Origin of the sequence: Phaeobacter sp. JH20_37 (genome assembly GCF_048056015.1) — a bacterium.
Taxonomy (GTDB): domain Bacteria; phylum Pseudomonadota; class Alphaproteobacteria; order Rhodobacterales; family Rhodobacteraceae; genus Phaeobacter; species Phaeobacter bryozoorum.
Genome location: NZ_JAYMWW010000013.1, coordinates 1,099,705 through 1,125,308, shown reverse-complemented (window position 1 = coordinate 1,125,308; position 25,604 = coordinate 1,099,705). Strand labels below are relative to the sequence as shown.

At 60.2% G+C, this 25,604-nt stretch carries 26 protein-coding genes and 1 pseudogene; 14 read left to right on the top strand and 13 right to left on the bottom strand.

The annotated features are described in order from the left end of the window. Positions 1 to 149: 149 nt before the first annotated feature. Positions 150 to 581, top strand: coding sequence for a DUF1489 family protein (locus VWZ87_RS10210; protein WP_416535841.1), 432 nt, complete (start codon positions 150 to 152; stop codon positions 579 to 581). A 135-nt stretch (positions 582 to 716) separates the two neighbouring features. Here the strand turns inward: VWZ87_RS10210 and VWZ87_RS10205 are convergent, their stop codons facing one another. Both VWZ87_RS10205 and VWZ87_RS10200 read right to left on the bottom strand, forming a co-directional pair. After that, positions 717 to 1,034 carry a DUF1244 domain-containing protein gene (locus tag VWZ87_RS10205; protein WP_416535842.1) on the bottom strand — a complete coding sequence of 106 codons (318 nt, stop codon included), beginning with the start codon at positions 1,032 to 1,034 and terminating at the stop codon, positions 717 to 719. A gap of 88 nt (positions 1,035 to 1,122) precedes the next feature. Further along, a complete protein-coding gene (locus VWZ87_RS10200) occupies positions 1,123 to 1,860 on the bottom strand; it encodes an N-formylglutamate amidohydrolase (protein ID WP_416535843.1) in 738 nt (245 codons plus the stop codon). A 120-nt stretch (positions 1,861 to 1,980) separates the two neighbouring features. Between VWZ87_RS10200 and pyk the strand changes: the two genes are divergently transcribed. From pyk to pheT, 7 genes are all read left to right on the top strand, one after another. Then, positions 1,981 to 3,426: a pyruvate kinase gene (gene pyk / locus VWZ87_RS10195; protein ID WP_416535844.1), complete on the top strand. Its 1,446-nt coding sequence runs from the start codon at positions 1,981 to 1,983 to the stop codon at positions 3,424 to 3,426. 37 nt (positions 3,427 to 3,463) lie between these two features. After that, positions 3,464 to 3,685, top strand: coding sequence for a hypothetical protein (locus VWZ87_RS10190; protein WP_340544710.1), 222 nt, complete (start codon positions 3,464 to 3,466; stop codon positions 3,683 to 3,685). A gap of 190 nt (positions 3,686 to 3,875) precedes the next feature. Beyond that, positions 3,876 to 4,076, top strand: a complete 201-nt coding sequence (gene rpmI, locus VWZ87_RS10185) for a 50S ribosomal protein L35 (RefSeq protein WP_014873788.1) — start codon at positions 3,876 to 3,878, stop codon at positions 4,074 to 4,076. A gap of 15 nt (positions 4,077 to 4,091) precedes the next feature. Then, positions 4,092 to 4,457: a 50S ribosomal protein L20 gene (gene rplT, locus VWZ87_RS10180; protein ID WP_014873789.1), complete on the top strand. Its 366-nt coding sequence runs from the start codon at positions 4,092 to 4,094 to the stop codon at positions 4,455 to 4,457. Between the two features lie 215 nt (positions 4,458 to 4,672). Beyond that, positions 4,673 to 5,746: a phenylalanine--tRNA ligase subunit alpha gene (pheS, locus tag VWZ87_RS10175; RefSeq protein WP_340544717.1), complete on the top strand. Its 1,074-nt coding sequence runs from the start codon at positions 4,673 to 4,675 to the stop codon at positions 5,744 to 5,746. A 126-nt stretch (positions 5,747 to 5,872) separates the two neighbouring features. Then, a complete protein-coding gene (locus VWZ87_RS10170; RefSeq protein ID WP_416535845.1) occupies positions 5,873 to 6,694 on the top strand; it encodes an alpha/beta hydrolase family esterase in 822 nt (273 codons plus the stop codon). Positions 6,695 to 6,783: 89 nt separating this feature from the next. Beyond that, a complete protein-coding gene (gene pheT, locus VWZ87_RS10165) occupies positions 6,784 to 9,180 on the top strand; it encodes a phenylalanine--tRNA ligase subunit beta (RefSeq protein WP_416535846.1) in 2,397 nt (798 codons plus the stop codon). A gap of 67 nt (positions 9,181 to 9,247) precedes the next feature. On the opposite strand, the gene VWZ87_RS10160 is transcribed toward pheT, so the two are convergent. Continuing rightward, on the bottom strand, positions 9,248 to 10,126 hold the full coding sequence (locus VWZ87_RS10160; RefSeq protein WP_416535847.1) for a LysR family transcriptional regulator: 879 nt from the start codon (positions 10,124 to 10,126) through the stop codon (positions 9,248 to 9,250). Positions 10,127 to 10,213: 87 nt separating this feature from the next. On the opposite strand from VWZ87_RS10160, the gene VWZ87_RS10155 reads away from it, so the two are divergent. The 3 genes from VWZ87_RS10155 to VWZ87_RS10145 all read left to right on the top strand — a co-directional run bounded on the left by VWZ87_RS10155 (position 10,214) and on the right by VWZ87_RS10145 (position 12,001). Continuing rightward, positions 10,214 to 10,849 (top strand): class I SAM-dependent methyltransferase, encoded by a 636-nt coding sequence (locus VWZ87_RS10155; RefSeq protein ID WP_340544723.1) that lies wholly within the window; start codon positions 10,214 to 10,216, stop codon positions 10,847 to 10,849. A gap of 178 nt (positions 10,850 to 11,027) precedes the next feature. Beyond that, entirely contained in the window at positions 11,028 to 11,477 is a 450-nt protein-coding gene (locus VWZ87_RS10150) for a YtoQ family protein (RefSeq protein ID WP_416535848.1), read from the top strand. Next, entirely contained in the window at positions 11,474 to 12,001 is a 528-nt protein-coding gene (locus VWZ87_RS10145; RefSeq protein WP_340544726.1) for a GNAT family N-acetyltransferase, read from the top strand. Before VWZ87_RS10150 ends, VWZ87_RS10145 begins: the two co-directional genes overlap by 4 nt. A 60-nt stretch (positions 12,002 to 12,061) precedes the next feature. Here the strand turns inward: VWZ87_RS10145 and VWZ87_RS10140 are convergent, their stop codons facing one another. Both VWZ87_RS10140 and mscL read right to left on the bottom strand, forming a co-directional pair. Beyond that, entirely contained in the window at positions 12,062 to 12,868 is an 807-nt protein-coding gene (locus tag VWZ87_RS10140) for a mechanosensitive ion channel family protein (RefSeq protein WP_416535849.1), read from the bottom strand. A 130-nt stretch (positions 12,869 to 12,998) separates the two neighbouring features. After that, positions 12,999 to 13,433, bottom strand: coding sequence for a large conductance mechanosensitive channel protein MscL (mscL, locus tag VWZ87_RS10135; protein WP_340544729.1), 435 nt, complete (start codon positions 13,431 to 13,433; stop codon positions 12,999 to 13,001). A 409-nt stretch (positions 13,434 to 13,842) separates the two neighbouring features. On the opposite strand from mscL, the gene VWZ87_RS10130 reads away from it, so the two are divergent. Then, entirely contained in the window at positions 13,843 to 16,215 is a 2,373-nt protein-coding gene (locus VWZ87_RS10130) for a Hint domain-containing protein (protein ID WP_416535850.1), read from the top strand. A 34-nt stretch (positions 16,216 to 16,249) separates the two neighbouring features. On the opposite strand, the gene VWZ87_RS10125 is transcribed toward VWZ87_RS10130, so the two are convergent. Next, complete coding sequence (locus tag VWZ87_RS10125; protein WP_340544732.1) at positions 16,250 to 17,794, bottom strand: alanine/glycine:cation symporter family protein; 1,545 nt, start codon at positions 17,792 to 17,794, stop codon at positions 16,250 to 16,252. 19 nt (positions 17,795 to 17,813) lie between these two features. Next, positions 17,814 to 18,248, bottom strand: coding sequence for a universal stress protein (locus VWZ87_RS10120; protein WP_416535851.1), 435 nt, complete (start codon positions 18,246 to 18,248; stop codon positions 17,814 to 17,816). A 146-nt stretch (positions 18,249 to 18,394) separates the two neighbouring features. Between VWZ87_RS10120 and VWZ87_RS10115 the strand changes: the two are divergent. Further along, positions 18,395 to 18,526, top strand: a pseudogene (locus VWZ87_RS10115) (AsnC family transcriptional regulator); the annotation flags it as partial. 3 nt (positions 18,527 to 18,529) lie between these two features. Then, complete coding sequence (locus VWZ87_RS10110) at positions 18,530 to 18,850, top strand: Lrp/AsnC family transcriptional regulator (RefSeq protein WP_416544021.1); 321 nt, start codon at positions 18,530 to 18,532, stop codon at positions 18,848 to 18,850. 90 nt (positions 18,851 to 18,940) lie between these two features. Here the strand turns inward: VWZ87_RS10110 and VWZ87_RS10105 are convergent, their stop codons facing one another. The 6 genes from VWZ87_RS10105 to VWZ87_RS10080 form a co-directional block, all read right to left on the bottom strand. Further along, the gene (locus VWZ87_RS10105) at positions 18,941 to 20,161 is read right to left on the bottom strand and encodes a cytochrome-c peroxidase (RefSeq protein WP_416535853.1); all 1,221 of its coding nucleotides are present in this window, start codon (positions 20,159 to 20,161) and stop codon (positions 18,941 to 18,943) included. Continuing rightward, positions 20,158 to 20,907 carry an SCO family protein gene (locus VWZ87_RS10100; RefSeq protein ID WP_416535854.1) on the bottom strand — a complete coding sequence of 250 codons (750 nt, stop codon included), beginning with the start codon at positions 20,905 to 20,907 and terminating at the stop codon, positions 20,158 to 20,160. The genes VWZ87_RS10105 and VWZ87_RS10100 overlap by 4 nt, the downstream gene beginning before the upstream one ends. Positions 20,908 to 20,979: 72 nt before the next feature. After that, positions 20,980 to 22,293 carry a selenium-binding protein SBP56-related protein gene (locus tag VWZ87_RS10095; RefSeq protein WP_416535855.1) on the bottom strand — a complete coding sequence of 438 codons (1,314 nt, stop codon included), beginning with the start codon at positions 22,291 to 22,293 and terminating at the stop codon, positions 20,980 to 20,982. A 22-nt stretch (positions 22,294 to 22,315) separates the two neighbouring features. Next, entirely contained in the window at positions 22,316 to 23,128 is an 813-nt protein-coding gene (locus tag VWZ87_RS10090) for an IclR family transcriptional regulator (protein ID WP_416535856.1), read from the bottom strand. 177 nt (positions 23,129 to 23,305) lie between these two features. Continuing rightward, entirely contained in the window at positions 23,306 to 24,271 is a 966-nt protein-coding gene (locus VWZ87_RS10085; protein ID WP_416535857.1) for an NAD(P)-dependent oxidoreductase, read from the bottom strand. A gap of 225 nt (positions 24,272 to 24,496) precedes the next feature. Continuing rightward, on the bottom strand, positions 24,497 to 25,534 hold the full coding sequence (locus VWZ87_RS10080) for a LacI family DNA-binding transcriptional regulator (RefSeq protein ID WP_416535858.1): 1,038 nt from the start codon (positions 25,532 to 25,534) through the stop codon (positions 24,497 to 24,499). Positions 25,535 to 25,604 lie beyond the last annotated feature (70 nt).

Below are 25,604 nucleotides of genomic sequence, written 5' to 3'. Positions count from 1 at the left end.
GGCCTGACTACACCAGCCGCGCCGATATCCTCAACGCAGAAATCGCGCGGAGGCGTAAATTTATCATCATCGTACCACAACACCTTGTCGATCTGCCAGTCTGACCTACAATATAGAGTTGATCATCTGGACGACTCTGTGGGTATCTTGTGGATAACTATATCAACCTCGTGAAACTTTCCGTTGGGACTGAAACTGTTGACGGGCTGGCAGCCTGGCAGGCGGAGTACCGCAAGCAGTTGCCGGAGGGATTGCCGCGCCATGTTACGCGGATGTGGCCCAAGCGCGAAGCGGAGATCCTCAATGGCGGGTCGATCTATTGGGTGATCAAGGGACAAATCCAGTGTCGTCAACGCATTCTGCGGCTGGACGAGGTGATCGGTGGCGACGGAATCCGCCGCTGTGCAATTGTTCTGGAGCCGGAAATCCACCGTACACAGGTCGCAACGCGGCGGGCTTTTCAGGGGTGGCGCTATCTGAAGCCGGAGGACACGCCGCCGGATCTGCGACAAGGGCGTGTGGCGGAAAAGCCGTTGCCGCCTGAGCTGTCGCAGGCGCTTGCGGAAATCGGCGTGATCTGACCAGCCGACGACCAATCGGCTATGATCGCCTATGTGTCAGGGGCGCAGTGACGCAAAAAAGGCCCCTGACGGGGCCTTCATCAGGTCGCTTCACGCGGCAGCAACCTCGCGGTCCGTGGTGGCGGCGCTGGACCGTCAGGAGGGCTCTTTTCCTACATTCTCTTGAAATGCGGTCTCAAAAGCGGCCTGTTTCTCGACAGAGGCCTCGGTCTGATAGTTGGCTTTCCATTCATCCATGGTCATGCCGTAGAAGCTTTCACGTGCCTCGGCTTTTCCCATCTCGATGCCGCGTTCATTGGCGGCTTCCTGATACCAGCGCGACAGGCAATTGCGGCAGAACCCTGCGAGATTCATCATGTCGATGTTCTGCACATCGGTGCGGTCTTCCATCAGGTGCTGGCGCAACCGGCGGAAGGCGGCCGCCTCTAGTTCGATCTGGGTCTGCTTGTCCATGTCGGGCTCCTTCCATGACACTATCTGCGTGACTAGCAGTTGCACCCGGGCGGGGCAACTCGCACCGGTGGTCGCGCCCTATCGGGTGTCAGAGACCTGATTTGTCCAAGGCGCAGGGCAGTACATTGGCCAGACGTTCGGCCCAGTCCTGCTGCTCGGCTGCACTGGCAATCAGATCGTTGCGCAGTTCGATCAGCGTGTTTGGGCGCGCATGGGCGGTACCATGTCGATCCAGCGTATCGCCGGGCAGATAGCCTGTGTAGGGCGCATTCACGCCGACGCAGAGGTCCGGCTGCGCCTTCATCTCGGTGACGATATGGGGCGACAGGGGCTCGTTGTCAGGTGACAGGATTCCGATGTGCCAGGGCCGTGGCGGACGTCCGCGCAGCTGGCGGGTGAAGGAGTGGATGGACACCAGAATTGCGTCGGGCCGCATCAGCAGCTCGGCCAGGGCATCATGATAGGGGTGGTAGCAGGCCGCCATCCGCGCCGTTCGCTCGGCCGCATCGGCGTGGCGGTTGCCGGGAATGATGGTCCCGTCGTAGAGTTTCATAAGCAGGGTTGGATCATCCGGGCCACGGTTTGGATCAATCACCAGTCGCGAGAAATTGGAGGCGATGACCGGCGCATCCAGAAGCTGCCCCAACTGCTGTGCCACCCCATAGGCGCCGATATCATAGGCAATGTGGCGCTCCATGTCCGCGCGCGGCAGGCCAAGTTCGCCGTTGTTCACAAAGGGGGGGACATGATTGGTGGCGTGATCGCAGCAGATCACCCAGCGGGCAGGGCGCCCGGCCCCATGCAAGAAGAATGGTGAATATGTCATCTGTCCGTCGCCATTTGATGATGAAGCTTTAGGGGAGTTGCGGCAAAATGGGAATTAGGCGATAAGCGCCGCAGCAATGTTTGCGATAACACCGTTCCAGCCGATGAAGAGGATGACCCCATGAGAAGATCGCGCAATGTAAAGATTGTTGCCACCCTTGGGCCGGCATCCGAAACCTATGAGACCATCCGTGCCCTGCATGAGGCGGGTGCAGATGTGTTCCGTCTGAACATGTCGCACGGCAGCCACGAAGAGATCGCCGCCAAACATGCGATTATTCGCAAGGTCGAGGCCGATCTGGACAGCTCGATTGCCATCCTCGCCGACCTTCAGGGGCCGAAGCTGCGTGTCGGCGTCTTTGCCAATGGTTCGGAGGAGCTGGTCGAAGGTGCGTCCTTCCGGCTGGATCTGGACAAGGCAGAGGGTGACGTGAATCGCGTCTGTCTTCCCCACCCCGAGATTTTCGAAGCCCTGCAGCCCGGTGCCCATCTGCTGGTCAACGATGGCAAGATTCGCCTGAAGGTGGAGACCTGCGGCAACGACTTCGCCAATTGTACCGTCACCACAGGTGGGACAATCTCCAACCGCAAGGGGGTGAATGTTCCCGATGTGGTGCTGCCGCTGGCGGCCCTGTCGGAGAAAGATCGCGGCGATCTGGAATTTGTCTGCGGGCTGGGCGTCGATTGGCTGGCGCTGTCCTTTGTTCAGCGCGCCAAGGACGTCTACGAGGCACGTGGTCTTGCGGATGGTCGCGCGGCTGTGCTGTCGAAAATCGAAAAACCGGCTGCGGTCGACAATTTCGATGAAATCCTAGATGCCTCCGACGGGATCATGGTTGCGCGCGGCGATCTGGGTGTTGAACTGCCGGTTGCTGCAGTGCCGCCGATCCAGAAACGTCTGGTGCGTCGCTGCCGTGCAGCTGCCAAACCGGTGATCGTGGCCACCCAGATGCTGGAAAGCATGATCGAAAGCCCGATGCCGACCCGCGCCGAAGTCTCCGATGTGGCGACCGCGATCTACGAGGGGGCGGATGCAATCATGCTCTCCGCTGAATCCGCGGCAGGCCAGTACCCGATCGAAGCGGTGAAGACGATGGACAATGTCGCCACCGAGGTAGAGGTGGATCCGACCTATAGCCAGATCATTGCCTCTTCCCGCTCGGCCAAGGGCGATACCGTCGCCGACGCCATTGTCGCTGCCGCGCGTGAAATCGCCGAGAAGACCGAGATCAAGGCGATCTGCTGCTATACCCAAAGCGGCACCACCGCGCTGCTGACCGCACGGGAGCGTCCGGGCGTGCCGATCATTGCGCTGACGCCGCTGAACCGGACGGCCCGCCGTCTGGCGCTGAGCTGGGGCTGCAACTGTGTGGTGACGCCGGATCAGGAACGCTTCAAAGGCGCTGTGGTCGGTGCCGCGCGCGCCGCCCGTTCCGGCGGGTTCGCCGGGGAAACCGATCAGATCGTCGTGACGGCCGGTGTGCCGTTCAACGTTCCGGGCACCACCAACATCCTGCGTGTGGCACCCTGCGATGAACGTTTGATCTACAGCACCGACCCGGAGTAACCTGAACGCGTCTTAGTCTTCTGCGAGGACGCGCAGCATGGATACGGATCTGGCACTGGTGCTTGGGTTGTTGCTGGCTTTTCTGGCAATACCCGCGCTGTTGTCTGCCGCTACCGACCGCCGCACCCCCAGGGTGTCGGCGGTTTTTCTTGTCGTGGCGGTGGGTCTGCTCCTATATGCGTTCAGTACCAAATCCGGCGGGTATCAGATCGACGATATCCCGAAAGCCATTTTCCGGGTGATTGGCCGCTTTACCTGAGCGTCATGGCGCGCGCTGACTGTCGAGGCCGCGCTGACTGAACCTCAAGGAGGGCGGATTGGCCGCCTGCTCGAAGAATCTGCTTGCCCTTATGGTCCAGCTTGCGTAAACGGCAGCCCTGTTCGCGTGGCCGGCCCAGTGTGGCATGCCGAGTCGCGCATAGACCGAACCCGCATTGAAGGAGACGGAAATGCCCAAAATGAAGACAAAATCGAGCGCCAAGAAGCGCTTCAAAGTGACCGCGACCGGCAAGGTCCTCGCAGGTCAGGCCGGCAAGCGCCATGGCATGATCAAGCGGACCCGCAAGTTTATCCGCGACGCCCGCGGCACCACTACCCTGTCGGCACCCGACGCAAAGATCGTCAAGGGCTTCATGCCCTACGACCGCTAAGAGGAGATCTGAGATATGTCCCGCGTTAAAGGTGGTACCACAACTCACGCCCGTCACAAGAAAGTCATCAAGGCCGCAAAAGGCTATTATGGCCGTCGCAAGAATACCTTCAAGGTCGCGCGTCAGGCTGTTGACAAGGCAAACCAATACGCAACCCGCGACCGTAAGAACCGCAAGCGGAATTTCCGCGCGCTGTGGATCCAGCGGATCAACGCAGCTGTGCGTAGCCACGACGAGGCTCTGACATACTCCCGCTTCATCAACGGCCTGACCCTGGCCGGTATCGAAGTGGACCGCAAAGTGCTGGCCGATCTGGCCGTACACGAGCCCGAAGCATTCGGTGCCATCGTGAAGCAGGCACAGAGCGCACTGGCAGCCTAAGCTTAGGCGCAAGACAATTCCGAAAGGGCCGCTCTGCAAAGGGCGGCCCTTTTGCTGTTGCTGATCTGCTAGAGAGGCAGGCTATACGGTCTGACGGAGGCGGGGAGGCTGCCGGATTGTCGCGATTGCCGCCCGATTGGCAGAGAACCGGTTCAAAAGCTTGCTTTCAGCTTCTGCTGTGGTAGCAGGGCTGCAGCATTATTCAGGGGACCGTCATGGACGATCTTAAAGCAAAATATCTCGGGCAGATCGCCGATGCTGCCGATGAAAACGCGCTGGAGACCATCCGGGTTGCAGCTGTTGGGAAAAAGGGCGAAGTCGCGCTGAAGATGCGTGAGCTGGGCAAGATGACGCCTGAAGAGCGTCAGGTTGCGGGTCCGGCCCTGAACGCGCTGAAGGATGAGATCAACGCCGCACTCGCCGCCAAGAAGGCCGGGCTGGCCGATGCCGCATTGGATGCGCGCCTGCGGACCGAATGGCTGGACGTCACCTTGCCGACCCGCCCGACGCGCAGCGGGACTCTGCATCCGATCAGCCAGGCCAGCGAGGAGTTGACCGCGATCTTTGCCGAGCTGGGTTTCTCCGTTGCCGAAGGTCCGCGTATCGACACCGACTGGTACAATTTCGATGCGCTGAATATTCCCGGCCACCATCCAGCACGCGCTGAGATGGACACGTTCTACATGCACCGTGCCGAGGGCGATAACCGCCCGCCGCATGTGCTTCGCACCCATACCAGCCCCGTCCAGATCCGCTCGATGGAGAAGATGGGTGCGCCTTTGCGCATCATCTGTCCGGGTGGCGTTTACCGCGCTGATTACGATCAGACCCACACGCCGATGTTCCATCAGGTCGAAGGCCTCGCGCTAGACAAGAACATCTCCATGGCGAACCTGAAATGGGTGCTGGAAGAATTCGTGAAATCCTTCTTTGAGGTGGACAGCGTCGATCTGCGTTTCCGTGCGTCGCATTTCCCCTTCACCGAACCTTCGGCCGAGGTTGATATCCGCTGTTCCTGGAAAGATGGCACCTTGAAAATCGGTGAGGGTGACGACTGGCTTGAAATCCTCGGCTCCGGCATGGTGCACCCCAAGGTGATTGCCGCTGGCGGGATCGACCCGGACATCTATCAGGGGTTTGCGTTCGGGATGGGGATCGACCGGATCGCGATGCTGAAATACGGTATTCCTGATCTGCGCGCTTTCTTCGACAGCGACCTACGCTGGCTGCGCCACTACGGTTTCCAGTGTCTCGACGTGCCGACGCTGCACGGTGGTTTGAGCCGCTAGGCCCGGATGACGGACTTCTGAACGCCTGCCTCGTACCTGAGGCGGGCGTTTTGGTTTGGGGCCTAGGTTCACCGCCCCACAAACATGTGAAATGGCAGGGGCGTGGTGTCGGGTAGTCTCCCTTCTATGACACGTTTTCTCCTCTTGCTCTCAACCGCTTACATGTGTGCCGCCTCTGTCGCGGCCATGGGGCCGTGGAAGGCAAATGCAGACCCCTGCGGCGAAGAGCTGGCCTGCGCGCTGGGAGATCGCAGCTATCACGTGATGGAGCCTGATAACTGGGACGGTGTCGCGCCGCTGCCTGTGCTGATGCATTTTCATGGCTGGTCGCGAACAGGCAAACATGCGCTGCGCTCCGATCGGGTCGGGGCCTCGGCCAAACGGCGGGGCGTATTGCTGGTCACCCCGAATGGCCGTGGCAAGAGCTGGAATTTCTGGACGGCAGACACCGAGGATGTGACCTTTGCCGATGCGGTGCTGGCGGATGTGGCAAAACGCTACCCGGTCGATGCCGAACAGGTCTTTGTCTCGGGCTATTCCTACGGATCCGCCATGGCCTGGCGTTACGCCTGCCAGAGCGGCAAGGGGATTGCGGCATTGCTGGCGGTGGCGGGCAGTCTTGATCAAACCGAAACCTGCGCCGAGGCCCCGCAGGAGGTTCGGCATGTGCACGGGCTTGCGGACACGGTGATGGATTTTCCGATGGGGCCGGGGGGTGATGTGACCTATCCGGTGGCCTTGTGGCGGCGGGCGTTCGACTGTTCCGGCGGAGGCGAGGCGCAGGGAGATTGGCAGGTCCGCAGTTTCCTGACGTTTTCGCGCACCGGCTGGAGCTGCGGTGGGCATGATGTCACCCTGGATCTGCACCCGGGCGGGCATTTCATCCCGCATGGTTGGATCGGTCGGCAGCTGGATGAGCTTTTGGGTCTCACCCCCAGCTATCCTTAGACCGAGAGCGGAGCCAAGGCTTGCACATGGGGGCAATCTTTGTCATTGCCTGCTGCAACATGCATGGCTTGCCATAGGAAACCGGACCGATGAAATTCACTCTTTCTTGGCTGAAAGACCACCTCGACACTGAGGCCTCCGTCGAGGACATCACCGAAACACTGACCGACCTCGGGCTTGAGGTCGAAGGTGTGTCGAACCCTGCGGACCGGCTGAAGGATTTTACGCTCGGCTATGTGAAACATGCCGAGAAACACCCCGACGCGGACAAGCTGCGGGTGTGCAAGGTCGACACCGATGAAGGCGAGATGCAGATCATCTGCGGCGCGCCCAATGCCCGTGAAGGTATCACCGTCGTGGTTTGCAAACCGGGCATGTATATTCCCGGTCTCGACATCACCATCGGTGTGGGCAAGATCCGCGGTGTCGAGAGCTTTGGCATGATGGCCTCCGAGCGCGAGCTGGAACTGTCGGATGAACATGACGGCATCATCGAGCTGCCTTCGGGCAATGTCGGCGATCGCTTCGTCGATTGGCTGGCCGAGAATAGCCCGGCCAAGGTCGATCCTGTTATTGAAATCGCCATCACGCCGAACCGCCCGGATGCGCTGGGGGTTAGGGGGATCGCGCGGGATTTGGCCGCACGCGGGCTGGGCACATTGAAGCCGCTTGATATCGAGCCGGTCGACGGCGGATTCGAAAGCCCGATCAAGGTCAATATCGACGCAGATACGCTGGATGGCTGCCCGCTGTTCACCGGTCGCCTGATCCGCGGCGTGAAGAACGGCCCTAGCCCGCAGTGGCTACAGGACCGGTTGAGCGCCATTGGTCTGCGTCCGATTTCGACACTGGTTGATATCACTAATTATTTCACCTTCGATCAGAACCGCCCACTGCATGTCTTTGACGCAGCCAAGGTGGCGGGCAATCTGCGCATCCACCGGGCAGCGGGTGGCGAGACGCTGACCGCGCTGGACGAGAAGGACTACACCTTCGCCGAAGGGCAGATGGTCATCTCCGACGACAATGGCCCGGAGAGCATTGCGGGCATCATGGGCGGGGCCGACATCGGGTGCACCGAGGAAACGACCGATGTGTTCCTTGAGAGCGCATTCTGGGACCATGTGCAGATCGCGACCACTGGCCGGGCGCTGAAAATCAACTCGGACGCGCGCTACCGTTTCGAGCGGGGCGTCGACCCCGAATACACCCGTGAAGGTCTCGATCATGCCACCCGGATGATCCTCGACCTCTGCGGTGGCGAGCCGTCGAATGTGGTGATCGCAGGCGCTGTACCGGATCACGCGCGCGCCTATAAGCTGGATCCCGAGCGGGTCCAGTCGCTGGTCGGGATGGATATCCCGGAATCAGAGCAGCGCCAGACCCTGACCCGTCTGGGTTTCCGGCTTGAGGGCAATATGGCCCATGTTCCGAGCTGGCGCCCGGATGTGATGGGGGAGGCTGATCTGGTGGAGGAGGTGGCGCGTATCGCGTCGCTCACGAAACTGGAAGGCAAGCCGCTGCCGCGCCTGACAGATGGCGTCCCTGCACCGGTGATGACCCCTGAGCAACGCCGCCAGCAGATCGCGCGCCGGACCTGCGCCAGCCTCGGCTATAACGAGGTGGTGAGCTACACCTTCATCGACAAGGCCTCTGCAACGCTGTTTGGTGGCGGGGACGATGCGACCATGCTGGCCAATCCGATCTCCTCCGAGATGTCGCACATGCGTCCGGCACTGTTGCCCGGGCTGTTGCAGGCTGCCGCACGCAATCAGGCGCGTGGCTTCATGGATCTGGCGCTCTTCGAGGCGGGACCTGCTTTTCACGGTGGTGAACCGGGTGAGCAGCATAACCTGATTTCCGGCCTTCTGGTTGGCCGTACCGGCCCCAAGGACGTGCATGGCACCAGCCGCGCGGTCGACACGTTTGACGCCAAGGCAGATATCGAGGCGGTTCTGGCCGCAATCGGTGCGCCTGCCAAGGTCCAGATCCTTCGCGGGGCAGAGCCCTGGTGGCATCCGGGGCGGCATGGCAAAATCTGCCTGGGTCCGAAGAAAGTGCTGGGTGTCTTTGGCGAACTGCACCCGAAGGTTCTGAGCGAAATGGGGATCAAGGGGGCCGCTGTTGCCTTTACCATCTGGCCTGACGAAATTCCGATGCCACGCAAAACCGGGGCCAATCGTGGTGCGCTGGTTCAAAGCGACCTGCAAGCGGTCGAGCGTGATTTCGCCTTTGTCGTGGCCGAGGACGTTGAAGCCCTTACCCTGGTCAATGCCGCCGCAGGCGCCGACAAGGCGCTGATTGATGATGTGCGCGTTTTTGACGAGTTCATCGGCGGCAGCCTGGGAGAGGGCAACAAGTCTCTGGCCATCACGGTCCGCTTGCAGCCGACCGAAAAAACCCTGACCGAAAAGGATATCGAAGCGGTCAGCGACAAGATTGTCACAAAAGTCACCAAGGCCACCGGCGGCACATTGCGCGGATAACGGCGCCTGTGACCTCTGGCTGAAACCTGTATTATTCTGGAAACGCGCCCCGGTTGAGGGCGTGTTTTCAGTTCTGGGCGAGAAAATCTGCCAGAATGTCAAAGACCAGCCGGATGCGGCGGCTGGTGTGGAGCTCGCGGTGAGTGGTCAGCCAGATCGGAAATACGATTGGATCCAGCCGCGGCAGTAGCCGTTCAATGCCGGGCGTGGGCTCGGCCACATCCTCCATCATCGGGCAGATGCCGAAGCCCTGTTTGACCAGCTCCCAGGCGGTAAGACCGCTGGAGGACTTGATCCGAAAGTTTTCCGGCGCAAGATGGATTCCGAGCGGTGCCAGGAAGTCAATCGAACGGTCCACATCGGCAAAACCGACAAAATCGTGGTCTGCCAACTCCTTGGTCGATGCCGGACGACCCCGCCGCTCCAGATAGCTCGGGGCGGCGTAGAAATGCGCCCGCGCTTCGCGCACGAGGCGCGCGATCAGTTCCGGCTGGTCAGGGCGCACATGGCGGATGGCAATATCCGCTTCGCGTCGCATCAGGTCCCGGATGTCGTTGGCGGCCACGACATCAATCGTCAGCCGCGGCGCGCGCTGTCGGATCTGGCGCAGCACAGGCGGCAGCACATAGGCCGACACGACGTCGCTTGCGGTAATCCGAATGGTGCCTTCGATGGTTTGGGCCGAGGCGCTGGCCGCCAGTGACAGGCCCTCGGCTGCGGCCCCCATCCTGCGGCTGTGGTCCAGCAGATCCTGCCCTGCGGAAGTCAGTGCCAGACGGCGCCCCGGACGTTCAAACAGCATCACACCGAGATCGGCTTCGAGGGCTGCGACCTGTCGGGACAGGGTCGGTTGGGTCAGCCCCAGCTTGCGCGCACCGGCGGAGAGGGAGCCGGTTTCTGCCGTCGCCAGAAACGCCCGGATATGATTCCAGTCGAGTTTATCCATACAAATATGTATATCTCACCTGCAAATTTTGGCAATTTTACTTAGGTTTCTGCATGCGTAGCCTGTAGCCATCTTAGGAGGACAGAGATGACAACCGATGCGCGCTTCTGGGACAGGACTGCCCCCAAATACGCCAAATCCAAAATCCGGGATGAGGCCGCCTATCAATACACGTTGGAGCGCACGAGAGCCTATCTGAAGGCGGGCGACCACGTGCTGGAAGTGGGCTGCGGTACGGGATCCACCGCGATCGCACTGTCGGACGCGGTTTCGGCGATGACCGCAACCGATCTGTCGGAGGGAATGCTGCGCATCGGTCGCGACAGGGCCGCGCAGGCCGGGGCGGACAACGTGACCTTTGAACATTGCGGTGACGACGCGCTGCCAGCCGGACCGTTTGACGTGGTGATGGCTTTCAACCTTCTGCATCTGGTTCCGGATGTGGATGCCGCACTTGCGTCGGTCGCCGAACGCGTGCCGAGCGGGAAGCTGTTCATTTCCAAGACACCCTGTCTGGGCGAGGCGCGTGGCAGCCTGAAGTACTGGATGTTCTCGGTACTGATCCCATTGATGCGTCTGGTCGGAAAGGCGCCGAGTTCGGTGGCTTTGCTAAGTATTGCGGAGCTGGAGGCCGCCGTGGAGCGAGCCGGGTTCGAGATTATCGAGACCGGCAATTACCCGATCTCGATACCGAGCCGTTATCTGGTGGCACGGCGGCGCTAGCTTCCTGAGCTGACGCGAAGCAGTGGACGAATTGTTGCAGCTGGTGGATACTCTGCCTGTTGGCCGAACGGGCTATGGTCCCGGCGCCAGGGCACATCACATTGGCGGGGCCAGCAACAGACAGGATCTGGCAGGGCGGGCCGAAACCGTCAGCTGCTCGCGCAGGAAAGGACATTCCGTGACTTTGAACGTATATCTCTCAGGCGAAATTCACACCGATTGGCGGGACCAGATTATTGATGGTGCAGCGGGCCTGGATGTGCATTTTGCCAGCCCGGTTACCGATCATGACGCCAGCGATGACTGCGGTGTGGCTATTCTGGGCAGTGAGCCGAACAAGTATTGGCACGACCACAAAGGCGCGATGGTCAATGCCATTCGCACCCGCAAGGGTTTGTCGGACGCGGATATCGTCGTGGTCCGCTTTGGCGAAAAATACAAACAGTGGAACGCGGCCTTTGATGCGGGCTATGCGGCCGCTCTGGGCAAGTCGCTGATTGTCCTGTCCCAGGATGAGCATCAGCATGCCTTGAAAGAGGTACATGCCGCTGCCTTGGCTGTCGCGAAAGAACCGCGGCAGGTTGTCGAAATCCTGCGCTACGTGTTGCAGGGGAGCCTGCCTGCGTGACCGGGCCGACATTGACGACGGAGCGGCTGTCGCTGCGCCCGCACCGGCTGGAGGATTTTGATGCGCTGACGGCGTTGTGGATGGATCCGGTGGTTGTCCGTCATACGATCGGTCGCCCGGCCAGCCGCGAGGAAACCTGGACGCGCCTGTTGCGCTACATCGGACATTGGCAGGTGCTGGGTTACGGTTACTGGGCGATCACCAGCCGCGACGACGGACGCTATCTCGGCACCGCCGGCTTTGCTGATTATCAGCGCGATATCGACCCTCCGCTCGGCTCGGTGCCCGAGGCGGGCTGGGGGCTGATGCCAGCGGAACATGGGAAGGGGCTGGCGACAGAGGCGGTCGAGCGCATACACCGATGGGCTGCCGAGGAGACTCAATGGCGATCAACCTGTTGTCTTCTGGATCCTGACAACGCAGCCTCGATCCGAGTCGCCGAGAAGATGGGCTACAGCGCCAGTCACGAAGCCAACTACCGTCAAGAGCCGACACTGGTGATGACCAGAGCGATCCCGCGCTAACACGCTTTCGAAGTCATAGACAGCCGCCCTGCACGTAGATCCGGGGCGGCTGCCGGGAGATCAGCCCTCTTTCTTGATTTCCACGCTGTGCGGGTAGGGGATTGAGATGCCCTTGTCGTCAAAAGCCTCTTTGACGGCTTGGGTCATTGCGAACTTCAGCTCCCAATAATCCGCGGCCTTGCACCACAGACGTGCGGTGAGATCGACCGAGCTGTCGCCAAGATTGGTCACCCGGACCCAAGGAGCAGGATCCGCCATGACCCGTGTATCGGTCTCGGCGAGGGCCATGATGATCTCCTTGGCGTCATCGGCACTGTCGCCATAGTCGATGCCAAAGACCATATCCACGCGGCGGGTGTCATGGGCGGAGTAATTGGTGATGATTGCACCCCAGGCCTGACCGTTGGGAATGATGATCTGGACGTTGTCCGGTGTGACCAGTTCGGTCACGAAGAGGTTCAGGTCAACCACGGTGCCGGAGGTGCCGCCGATATCGACATACTGGCCGAGCTTGTAGGGGCGAAATAGAACCAGCATGACGCCCGCAGCCAGATCGCTCAGCGTTCCCTGGAGAGCAAGGCCAATCGCCAGGGTCGCAGCGCCGAGCATGGCGACCAGGCTGGTGGCCTCTATCCCAAAGATGCCAAGCACGGCGACCAGCACGATGGCCAGCAATATCCAGCGGACGGCACTGGCGGCAAAATTACCGAGTGTTTGATCCAGATGTGGCGTAGCGTTGATGCGACGGCGCACGGTGCTGCTGATGATACCGGCGGTTATCCAGCCAAGCACCAGCACAACCAGCGCCTTGGCCGTACTGATTAGCAAGGGCCAGAGCGCGCCCAATTGTTCGATCCATTCTTCCATGTCGTTGTCTGGTCCCTGCCATTGTCTCAAAGGAATGCCCGATCACCGGCAACGCGAGGTCGCCGGTGCCCGAGATGTGGCCTTAGTCCGACCGGCCGCAGGATGCCACCTGCGGATCGTCTGTGTCTGCTTACCGTTTCAGGGAGTCGCGGATTTCCAACAGGACATCCAGCTCTGTGGGGCCGGCGGGGGCTTCCTCGGCGGGCATGGCTTCCTGCTTGCGGAAAGCGGCGTCTTTGACCTTGTTGACGTAGCGCACCAGCATGAACACCACGAATGCGATGATCAGAAAGTTGATCACTGCCATCACAAAGGCACCGTGAGCAAACACAGCGGCGCCTGCCTCACGTGCGGCCTCCAGGCTGGCACCTTCAGGGACGTTGCCCGCAAGGACCAGGTAGGAGTTGGTGAAATCGATCCCGCCAGTGAACAATCCGATGATGGGGTTGATCAGGTCGTTGACCATGCTGCTGACGATCGCGGTAAAGGCGGCGCCGATGATGATGCCGACGGCCATGTCCATCACATTGCCCTTGGCAATGAAATCTCTGAATTCCTGAAGCATGTTGTTTGTCCCTGTTAACGAAGTCATTTTCATTGAGCAGACGTCGCGACCATCTGCGCGCTGCATGAACGCAGTTTAGTCAGGTTTTGGCCGCCGCTGCTATTGATTTTGCATTGAAAACTCTAGCCGTAGCCCTGTCGCGCGGACCATCGCAGCGGCACCGGTCCGGCGTTTCGCCATATTCTGACCGCAAAATGGGCCAGCACCGGTCCCAGAGCGGTCCTGTGTTGGACGTGTTTGCCGGGTAAATCTTGGCCGTTGGATGTGTTTTTCCCTGGACCCGAACAGCGCGCCGCCTGTGGGATCTGGGCGCGGGCGCGTCATCGGGGGCGCCGGCTGTATCGGCGCGGGGTGTCCGCTGCTGTTGCTGGAGCGGAGTTAATTGTTAGGTACAAGGTAGACGCGAGACATGGCCATTCTTGACAATGCGATCTGGTTGACCGGCATCAACGGCACCGCGCAAAGTGGGTCTACCTCACTGAGTGAAGGCGGCAATACCACGGTTGTGACAGGCACGTTCACAGCGGACAGCTGGGACAGTTCGCAGGATGGCTACGCGGTTTCCGATTTCGGTGCCTTTGGCGTCAGCGATCCCATCACCGCAAGTTACGGGTTCTCCAATCCTGTCACAAATTTACGGTTTGATCTTCAGCATGTGAATTCGAACGGCAGTTCGAATGACGATAAGTTTACGCTTCGGGTGCTGGACGCAAGCGGTGTGTTGATCCCCGCATCGCAGATCATTGCCGGGTTGACCGGGGTTACCCACCATCAGGTCACGGTCAACGCCGATGGTACGGTCTCGATCGAGGCTGAGGGCAGCACAGCCGCCGATATCGGTATTGCAATCGACGGCCCCGTTTCGCAGCTGGATGTGATCTTTGACAATGGGGGGGACGCACCTGTTTCCGGCGGAGCGGGACTGTCCGATCTGACGTTCACGATCCCGCCGGCCTTGGATTACATCGTCGAAGGCACCGAGTCCGGCGAGCGCATCGACGTCAACTATCTGGGCGATCCCGAAGGCGATCGGGTCGACAGCGCCGACGCGGCTGATGGCTCCCAGGATGATGTGATCGAGGCCGGCGGCGGCAATGATACGGTTATCGCAGGTGAGGGGGATGATCGGGTCGATGCAGGCGCCGGCGATGACTCGGTCGAAGGGGGTATCGGGTCGGACACCCTGTTTGGCGGCGATGGGAACGATCTGCTACAGGGCGGCGCTGGTGATGATCTGCTGCAAGGTGGCATCGGTAGCGACACGCTGGAGGGCGGCGCCGGGCGCGACACGCTGGAAGGTGGTATCGGGCATGACTCGCTTAGCAGCGGCGACGATAACGATCTGCTGTCGGGCGGCGATGGCAACGATACGATCACCGCAGGCTATGGCGATGACACGATCTATGGCGGGGCTGGCAATGACCAGCTCGAAGGGCTCTATGGCAACGATCTGATCTATGCTGGTGAAGGGGACGACCATGTCTTTGGCCGCGATCAGGATGACCTGATTTATGGTGAAGACGGCAATGACACGCTGATCGGCAGCATGGGAACCGACACCGTCTGGGGCGGGGCTGGCAATGACATTCTGGCGGGCAGCCAGGGCAATGATGAGATCCATGGCGGCGATGGCGACGACCTCGCCTTTATCGGTGTCTATGAAGATTCCGACCGCATCTTCCTCGACGATGGCAATGACTATCTCGATGGGAGCACCGCCGGGTCATCCTTTTATGGCGAAGGTGGCCGTGGCGACGACGTGATGAACAGCGGCGTCGGCAACGACACGTTGCTGGGCGGCGAGGGCTATGACCAGCTGAGTGGCGGCGCAGGCGGCGATTCGCTGGATGGCGGCAGCGAAGATGACATAATCGAAGGCGGAAGCGGCGCTGATACGCTGATCGGCGGTGCGGGTGCGGACAGCCTATACGGCGAGGATGACCGGGATCTGTTGATCGGCGGGGCCGGGGATATCGTCGATGGTGGCGAAGGTGGTGATGATTACGACCGGCTTGATATCAGCGAGCTGCGCGCGCTTGGAAACACCCGGATCATCTATACCAGCGCTGACCGCGAGGACGGCCGGGTCGAGGTCACGAACAACAACAATGACACCGTTGGAACGTTGATCTTCTATAACATCGAGGAGGTCATTCCCTGTTTTACGCCGGGCAGCCTTGTCCTGACACCGCAGGGTGCGGTTCCGGTCGAGGATCTGGAGATTGGTGATCGCGTACTGACGCGCGACAGCGGGTTGCAAACCCTGCGCTGGACCGCGCGACGGGTGGTTACAACGGCAGAGTTGGCGCGCCGCCCTCAGTTCCAACCGATCCTGATTGAGGCCGGGGCGCTCGGCCGGGAGGGGGCCGAGCTTGTGCCGAACCGGGATATGATGGTGTCACCGCAACACAGGATGCTGCTGACGGGAAGCCGTGCCGAACTGCTGTTCGGCTCAAACGAGGTGCTGGTGGCGGCTGTGCATCTGATCAACGATCGCGATATCCGCCGGGCGCGAACACTGGATGTGACCTATATTCATCTGCTCTTCGATCAGCACGAAATCATCTGCGCCGATGGAGCCTGGAGCGAGAGTTTTCAGCCCGGTGACCTGACACTGGCGGGGATGGATATGGCCCAGCGGTCAGAGCTTTGCCAACTGTTCCCGGAGCTGGAGAGTATGGGGCAGGCCTTTCCGACGGCGCGGCGGTCCTTGCGCAGCCATGAGGCGCGGGTGTTGCTGTCCGCAGGTCGGCACAATCGCGGCGACGGATCAGCCAAATAACCCGGCCACCATCGGCGGCCGGGTTGCTGCTTTGTTACTGGAACTTCTTGATTTCACCGGTCTTGAGGCGTGCCATGTAGCTGTTCAGCTCGCCCTTGACGATTGGCATCAGGAAGTAGAGCGCGACGATGTTCACCACGGCCATGGCAAAGATTGCCGCATCGGAGAAGTCGATGACCGGACCCAGGCTGGCCGCGGCGCCAATGATGACAAACAGGCAGAAGATCACCTTGAAGACCAGTTCAGTGGTCTTGCCCTCACCGAACAGGAAGGTCCAGGCTTTGAGGCCGTAGTAGGACCAGCTGATCATGGTGGAGAAGGCAAACAGGATCACCGCGATGGCCAGAATATACTTGAACCAGCCAAATGCCGACGAGAAGGCCGCAGATGTCAGAGCCACGCCGGAATTGCCATCCACGGTCTGGATCGCGCTTCCTGCCTCGTTCAGCACGTAGAGACCGGTTTCAGGGTTGCTGACCAGCTGGCCGGTGATGATGATCACCAAGGCGGTCATGGTGCAGATCACCACGGTGTCGATGAACGGCTCCAAGAGCGAGACGAAACCTTCGGTGATCGGCTCCTTGGTCCGCACGGCGGAGTGGGCAATTGCCGCGGAGCCAACGCCCGCTTCGTTGGAGAAGGCCGCGCGTTTGAAGCCCTGGATCAGTGCGCCAACCATGCCGCCCGCAACGCCAAGACCGGTAAAGGCACCGTCGAAGATCTGGCCAAAGGCCCAGCCGATTTTGTCAAAGTTCATCAGGATGATCACCAGCGCGGTCAGCACATAGAGCACGCCCATGAACGGCACCACTTTTTCGGTGACTTTGGCGATCGACTTCAGGCCACCAATGATCACGGCAAAGACGACACCAGCGAAGATAACGCCGGTGACCCAGCCCGGATAGTCGCCCAGAACATTGGTCAGCTGGGCATGGGCCTGGTTGGCCTGGAACATATTGCCGCCACCAAGGGCGCCCAGAATGCAGAAGATCGAGAACAGGACCGCCATGAACTTGCCCCCGGGCAGGCCACGCGCAGCAAAGCCCTTGGTCATGTAGTACATCGGGCCGCCGGAAACTGTGCCGTCAGGGTATTCGTTGCGGTATTTCACACCGAGCGTACATTCGGTGAATTTCGACGCCATCCCCATCAGACCCGCGAGGATCATCCAGAAGGTTGCGCCAGGACCACCGATGCCAACCGCAACCGCGACGCCTGCGATATTGCCAAGGCCAACGGTGCCGGAAAGCGCGGTGGCCAGAGCCTGGAAATGGCTGACCTCGCCTGCATCATTCGGGTCGGAGTAGTCGCCCTTCACCAGCGAGATCGAGTGCGGGAAGGCGCGGAACTGGATCAGGCCAAAATAGATGGTGAAAATCGTCGCTGCAATTACCAGCCATGCCACGATCCACGGGAAGCTGGTGCCCGGAAATGGGCTGAAGATGAAATTGACAAACCAGCCCGTGGAACTGGCAAAGAGATCGTTGACCTTCTGGTCGATGCTCTGTGCCATTAGCGGACCCGACAGCACTAGGGCGCCGGGGACGGCCAGTGCGGCCGCTTTGGAAAAACTGTTCATGATGACCCCTGTCGATCAGTTATGGGACAATGGTGACCGGAACCGGCGCGGCCTGCGCCAGACTGCCTGCGACCGAACCAAACAGCCGCGATGACAATGCGGAATGGCCGGTGCGCCCGATAACCACGTGATTGGCCCCTTCGGACTTCGCGATGGACACGAGAACCTCGGCGATATTGCCGTATTTCACGGTGGCCGTGACCTCGACACCGCTGGTCTCAAGATCCTTGAGCAGGGGCTGGATCAGCGCGGTCTCGGCGCGTTCAAGCTCTTCGGTGCGGCGCTTGTGGCGCTCTGCCAGCTCGGCTGCGGATAGAAAAGAATATGGTGACCATTCCAGCACATGCGCGACTACAATGCTGCCGCCCTGTGCCTTTGCTACACCCAGCGCAAAGTTGAGCGCACTCCGCGCGCTCGTGCTGCCGTCGTAGCCAACTACGATTTTTGAGGCCATCTGCCCCTCCCTTGGTTACGTCATCCCTGTGACGAAGTGTCTCAATTTTATGACGTTGTTGATAGGAAAGGTTCTCGATTTCCTTGCCTATTCGGAAAATTTCGGAAAAATGTGCGGATAACGATTAAGTATTGGGAAAATTTCCGATGGACATGCTGGATTCTCGTATTCTTTCCGCCCTACAGCAGGATGGTCAGATATCAATGGCGCGCCTCTCGGAGAAAGTAGGGCTGTCTTTGTCCGCATGTCACCGTCGTGTCAAGTTGATGGAAGCCAGCGGTATGATCGAAGGCTATGCCGCGCGGCTGGATCGCAAGAAGATTGGTCTGGAGCTTCAGATCTTTATCGAGATCAAGCTGGTCGGTCAGCAGCGCGAGCATATCCAGGCCTTTGAGAACACCATTGCCCATATGCCCGAAGTGTTGGAATGCCACCTGATTTCGGGCGAGTTCGACTATCTGATACGCGTCGCGGCGCGCAATACGGAAACCTATGAAAACCTCTATCGCAACCGGTTGTCGGACATCCCGTCGGTCGCACAGATGAAGACCTTGCTGGCGGTTTCTACTGTGAAGGAGTTTAGCGGCTACCACCTAGAGTGAGACGCGACCTCGTCAGGTCTGTTTCGGCTATTGATCATGGAGTTTGGGCGATTTCAGGACGCCCGACCGGTTTCGCGGGCTGTTCGGCGCCTATCGCTGGCGTGCCTCCGCGACGAGGCAGTCCAGTCCCGAAGAGGTGAGCGTCTCGAGGAAGCTCAGCAGGTCTCGCTGTTCGCCATCGGTCAGACGGAGCGGTCGAATGCGCGGATCCTGACCGGGCAGATTGGCACCGCCACCATTGTAGAAGTCGATCACCTCAGCAAGGGTGCCGAACCCGCCGTCGTGCATATAGGGCGGCGAGACGGCGAGATTGCGCAGCGTCGGCGTGCGGAAACGCCATCGGTCGCGTGGATCCTCGGTGACTTCGTAGCGCCCCAAATCGGCCTCCCGCGGACCGCTGACGGCGCGAACCAGCGCGTAGTCGATCTGATGGATCACGCCGGGAGCGACCTGAACCGGCAGGGTTTCGGGCGGGTTCTGTCGCGCCAGTTCGCGCATCTGCCCGTAGCCTGTGTCGTGGAACTGCTGATCGGTGAAGAGCGCGTCATCTGGTCCGATGCTGTGGCAGGAGACGCAGCCTGCCTTGCCACGAAAGACGTCAAAACCACGTTTGGCGGCCGAAGAAACAGCAGCGCTGTCGCCGCCATAAAACCACCGATCGAACGAGCTGTTGCCCAGCGTCAACGCGCGCTGGTAGGCCGCGAGCGCCATACCTATGCGATCCAGAGACGCGGAGGCACCAAATGCCTCGCGAAACAATCGGTCATAGTCAGCCTGCTCCTGAAGATAGGCAACCACGTGGCCCACCGATGGGTTTGCCATCTCGTTACGGGCGGTGAGCGGTCCGATGAACTGGGTTTCCAGTGTAGGGTCGCGCCCATCATGGAACAGGGGCCGCAGCAGGCCGACATTGATCAGGCTGGGAGCATTGCGCTTCACGCTGCGGCCCTCGACGCCGATGGAGGTCGCCAGCTCCCAATTGGCAAATCCCTGTTCCGGCACATGGCACATGGCGCAGGACATGGTGTTGTTGATCGACAAGGCGCGATCAAAAAAGATCCGTCGGCCAAGCGCAATGCGTGCTGCTGTGGGCGGGTTGTCGGCCGGATGTTGCAATGGCGGTAGGCCGAGCTGCGGCGTCCGGCTACGTCTTGACGCAGCTTCAGCCCAATTATCGGGCGAGCGTTCACAGGTTTCCGCCGAGATCTGTAGCGGTGCCGCAGTCGATGCCGGGACGGTCCAGAGCAGAGCCAGAAGCGCAGCACATGGTGCAAGACGTTGGCGCAGCAAGGCAGGCGGGCGGCGGGTCACTCTGCGGCCTCCGCCAGCAGTAGGGTCTCCACGTCGGTCATCAAAAGGCGCGGGTCGATCAGGCCAAGACCATAGACGTTGCGGATCATGCCTTGGGTGTCGACCAGATACATCCGCAGCAGGTGATTGATCTGATCATCCGAGGATCCGCGATCAACCACCTGGCCAAATCCATCCAGCAAGGGGCGCAGCGCCTCCGCGTCAGCGGTGGTCAGGACGTGCCAGTCCAGTTTCTGCGCGCTGGCGGGGTCGCTGCTGACCGGGTGGGCAAAAGCGGCGATCGCCTCTACCGTGTCGCGCTCGGGGTCAAAGCTGATGGTCATCAGCTGCACCTTCTGGCGCAGTCCGGGCAGCTGGGCGCTGCCATCATGAATGTCATAAAGCGTCGAGAAGGCCAGCGGGCAGCCGTCCACATCGCCACAGGTAAGATAGACAAAGCTGACGAGGGTGATTTTCTCGTCGAACAGCTGGTGCAGGCGGGTTTGTATTCCGTTTGTGGTCAGAACCGCGCCATCGGGTGCGGGCTTCAGCCGGTTCAGCCTATAGGATCCCGGTTCCGGTGGGCTGAACTGGAAGGCGGGATCGCTCGGGAAGATATCGGAAAAGGGAGTGGTGGCGGTCCGCAGCGCAGCAGGTGTCAACCGTGCGAGCAGATCTGAGGGACGCCAGGTGTCGGCCAGGGCGACAACGCCCGTCAGCAAGGCCGCAGCGGCGGTAATGGAAACAGCGAGTGTTGTCTTGCGCATGGAGATCCTCCGGCAAGTTTAGGTCCGCAAGGGGAGACCGGAGCGGCAGCTGGCCGCCCCGGGAACTGGCAGTCAGGCTGAGTAAAGCGCAGAGCTGCCAAAGCGCATGATGTGAGCGCGGCCCAATCCAGCGGCATAGAAGTCGATATTGAAATCTTCGACCAGATCTGTGCCGTCCCATGTATAGGCGCGCAGATACTGCACATCATCCTCGCCCATCTTGTCCCAGTTGGCGAGCAGCGACGACGAGAAATAGACCCGTTTGCCATCCCAGCTCTGGCTGACCATATTGACCTGCCGGTCGATGGTCTTCTCGTAGATTTGCGACGGGTTATGCGGGTCCGAGATGTCAAATAGGCGGGTTTTGCCATCCATGAAGGAATTGACCCAGAGCGTCTGATCATCCGCAGCGATGGAGATATCGACGGGCAGGGGGATGTCCTCCGGGTTGCCGATATCCGCGACCGATTTGGCCTGCCATTCGCCATCATCGTCTTCGTAGATCAGCCACAGCTGCGAGGTGAGCGCGGTGGTGGAGAAGGCATAATTGGCATTCGGACCCCAGGGAAAGCGCACTTCCAACGGTGCGCCTGGCACATTGAACACCTTGCGGGGCTGGCGGGTGTGCAGATCCCACAGCACCATCGTGTTTCCAAAGCGTTTCATCGCTTCGGGATCCTGCAACATCTGGCCAAAATCCATCATGTAGTTGGACCAGCCCGTGAAGGAGGAGGTAAGCATGACATTCTTGCGGATCAGCGCGCGGATATCGTAGCCGTAGCCATCGGCAACCGCGCCATCCACCGCAACGGCACCCTGCATGTCATTTGCGGTGGGCATCCAGTAGGTGGCGACGTAATCTCCATCATCGTTATATTCGACCAGCGCCGTGCGACCGCCGTGATCGTCCTGATTGCTGAGCCCGGTGATCATCATGCTGCCGGGCAGGGCAAAAAACGTGTGGGGACCAACCACACCGCCGGAATCGGTGACGAAGGTTTCAATCACCTTGTGCAGCTTGGGGGCCGCCGGGTCGCTGTGAATGTCAAAGATGAAGATGCGATTGGTATCAAGCCCGCCGGTCCAGAAATACCGACGATCTGCGGAGAAGCCGCCATGATGGGCCTCGTTTCGGCCCCCTACAGAGAGGCTGTGGATGACCTCTCCGCGCGTGGATGAGCCAGGGCGGAGGTCGACGGTTACCATCTTGTCCTGCTCGTCGCCCATCCCCTCGACACCGAGGGTCCAGACGTACACAAATTCTTCTTGGCCCGTAATCTTGGGCATATAGGGGGATTGGCAGGTCTCGTCTGCAAAGGCGCGAAACGGACCGGCCATGGCCAGTGCAGCAGCAGCGGTCAGCCCGCCGAATTCTCTTCTGTTCATGTTCTTTCTCCCTTCAATAAATTCAGTGTTGTTGGTTCGACCTTTCCTTTGCTGCAGCCAGTGACATGGCATTTGTGGTTTCCGCCTCAACGACCGAGCAATGCTGAATGGCCGCAGCGGCGTGAAAGGCTTCTTTCGACAAAATTGGCAGAATGCGGGGGTGAATGGCCGGAGTGATGCGGGCAGATGGCCCGACCACGCCCATGGAAAAAACCGCGCCGAGACGATCAATAATGATTGGTACGGCGATGCTGGTGATACCGACGTCGATCTCGCCGTCGCAGGTTGCATAGCCGTGGCGGCGCACCTGCTGCAATTCGCGGGTGATTTGCTCGGGGTCGGTGCGGGTCTTGTCGGTAAAGCGCGTGGGTTGCGTTTCAATCAGATCACACTGGAGCTCCGGTGCCAAAAAGGCGGCAATTACCTTGGCCGAGGAGCAGGCATGAACCGGACGCGCGCCCAACCCGGGGTAGATATGGGGAACAGAAGGATCTGTCGGGACCTGCGTATGGATGAGGTCAACGCGCCCAGCTCGGTAGCGCGCCAGAAATGCGGTTTCTCCCAGGTCTTTGACCACCCGTAGCAGCACGGCGGAGACCGCGTTGATCACATGAGTGTCCGATTTTCCGGTCAGCGCAATCTTGATGAACCGCATGCCCAGTACGTAACGGTTGCCGGTGTCGATCTCTTCCAGGAACCCGCAGGCCAGCAGGGTGGCAATATGGCGATAGAGGCTGGCCCGAGGGGTCGCCGTCATTCTGGCCAGCTCGCTTGCGCTCACTGGCGTCGCGGACGACGCTACCGCTTCCAGAAGGAGGATCTGACGGTCCTGCATGTGAATCCCATAATACGGACAATAGTACCGTAATTCGGGAAAAATGAGTCTGACAAGACTCTATAGGATGTGTCGGCGGAACTGTGCGCAACTAACCCGCGAGCCAGCGCACCGGGCACAGGTGCCTAAAGGGGGGCATCGCCAGACGCCCCCACTACCATTTTCCGTATCGGAGGTTTAGCTGCCGGTAGCTGCGTTGCGGCCCGTGGGGATCACCTCGTAGCCCGGTTCCTCCGGCTCGTCGTCGACCATCTCAGCCGGAAACCCGGGCGCTCTGATGTCTAACCCTGTTGCCTCTTCCAGCCGCCGGATGATGTTTGGCGACAATTCGCGGCTGCCGAAACGGGCTTCGCCGTCCTTGAAGATCTTGATCATCAACGGGTTGATTTCGAGGGGGACGTTATGCCGATCCGCCACTGCCTGAAACAGGCCGATATCCTTTGAAACCAGATCCATGGTGAAGGAAATATCGCGGGATCCATTCAGGATCACCTGGCTTTCCGTTTCATGCACGAATGAGGTGCCGGAGGAGATCTTGATCGCCTCATAGGCGGTGTTGAGATCCATGCCTGCAGCCTTGGCCGTGACCAGCGCCTCGCAGCAGGTCAGCAGGTTGGCGGTGGCCAGATAATTGGTGATGACCTTCAGCACCGACGCCGAGCCGATCGGCCCGGTGTGCAGAATGCGCCGCCCCATGGTTTTCAGCAGGGGGACGATCCGTTCGAAGGTTTCGCGGTCACATCCGGCGAAGATCGAGATGTTTCCGGTATCGGCCCGGTGGCATCCGCCCGACACCGGGCAATCTACGGCTGTGCCGCCCGCCTGCGCCACCAGCTCGCCGAGGCGTTTGACCTCTGCCTCATCGGTGGTGGACATCTCCATCCAGATCTTGCCGGGGCCAATCTCCGGCAGCATCTGCTGCATAACCTGATCCGAGGCCGCAGGCGACGGCAGGCAGGTGATCACCGCGTCACAGCTGCGCATCAACTCGGCGGGGTTCTTCGCTGCCGTCGCTCCCGCCTCGGCCGCCTTTGCGACCAGCGTGTCGTTCAGGTCATAGACGCTGAGGTCGATACCGTTGCGCAGCAGGCTGCCGCTCAGTTTGCCGCCGACGTTGCCAAGGCCAATAAATCCTACTTTCATGCCGCTCTCCCTGCTGGCTATTGTCGAAAGCATTCCAAGAATGAGCGCAAAGAGAAACAAGAATTGCATCTTCGAGGCTGAAAAATCGGCCTTTGGCGAGACGGGCTTTTAGCGCCAGGACTGGCGCTTGCAACCAAAAGGGCATTTGCGTCGCAGGCTATGTTGAAAGCGTCAGCGCAGAAATATTCCTGTGTTCCGGAAGAAGCCGATAAAGGCACGCTTTGGTCAGCTTTCGCTGGCGTCGAAGGGCGTAACCATGGAGATCCTGCTCTGAGTCGCGGGGGGAGGTGCCTTCAGGATGTGGTTGGCATGGAGCAGGCTGAGAAAGGCATTGCGCATATCGCTGGCGATGTCGTGTTGCAGGACCACGGTGATCTTGCCCTGACGCATCAGGGTTCGATTTTCCGCATCCAGATCATGGGCGATATAGGCGCGGAGCTCGTGGCCAAAGGCGCACAGCTGTTCGATGATGGCACGATTGGCGCCGCCCATTGAATAGACCGCCACTATCCGGCCGAGATCCGGTTCGGCCAGCCGTTGACGCAGCAGCTCGGTGGTTTCCAGCGCAAGGCCTGCACCGGCACTGAGGGTGACCAGTCTCAGATCCGGGCGGCGTTCCTGCAAGACGCGCAAGAAGCCGCGCCGCCGTTGTTCCTCACCGTGGAATGCCATCTGGCTAAGGGTGGTCAGGATGGTCGCGCCCGGGTCAGGGATGCCGGGAAGGCATTTGTCGATCATGTAGGCAGCAGACTGGCCCGCCGCATAATTGTTAGGCCCGCAATAGAGCCTGCGGGGACTGTTTGGCAGGTCGGTAAAGACACAGACAACAGGAATGCCTTTGCTGTCCAGTTCGGCCACCGTTGCAATAATCTGAGGCAGATCCCGTGCCTTCAGCACAACCCCATGGCTGCCGCGCCGGGCGATCTGCCCGAGGATTTCAACGCAGTCATCGGCGGACATAATCTGTCGGAAACTGTAGCGGGTATGGATCACCGCCGGACCGATAGTTGGAAGGACGGCCTCGGTCGCGAGACGGATTTCCCGGCTGAACCGTTCGGGAGCCTCGACAACAACGTCGAAATAGAGGCGTCGCCCACGGGCTGAGAGCTGCTGTTCTTGGCCCTCCAGCTCGGCGATGGCCGCCGCGACCCTGGCGCGACTGCGGGCGCTGACATTGGCGCGCCCGTTCAGGACGCGGTCCACGGTTGCTGTGCTCAGCCCGGACTGGCGAGCGATATCCTTAATCGGGAAGCGATGGCTCATTGATGTATTTTTGATGGATCATGCGGCTGACCACAAGTGATTACACCGGCAGTCTGATGGCAGGAGATTT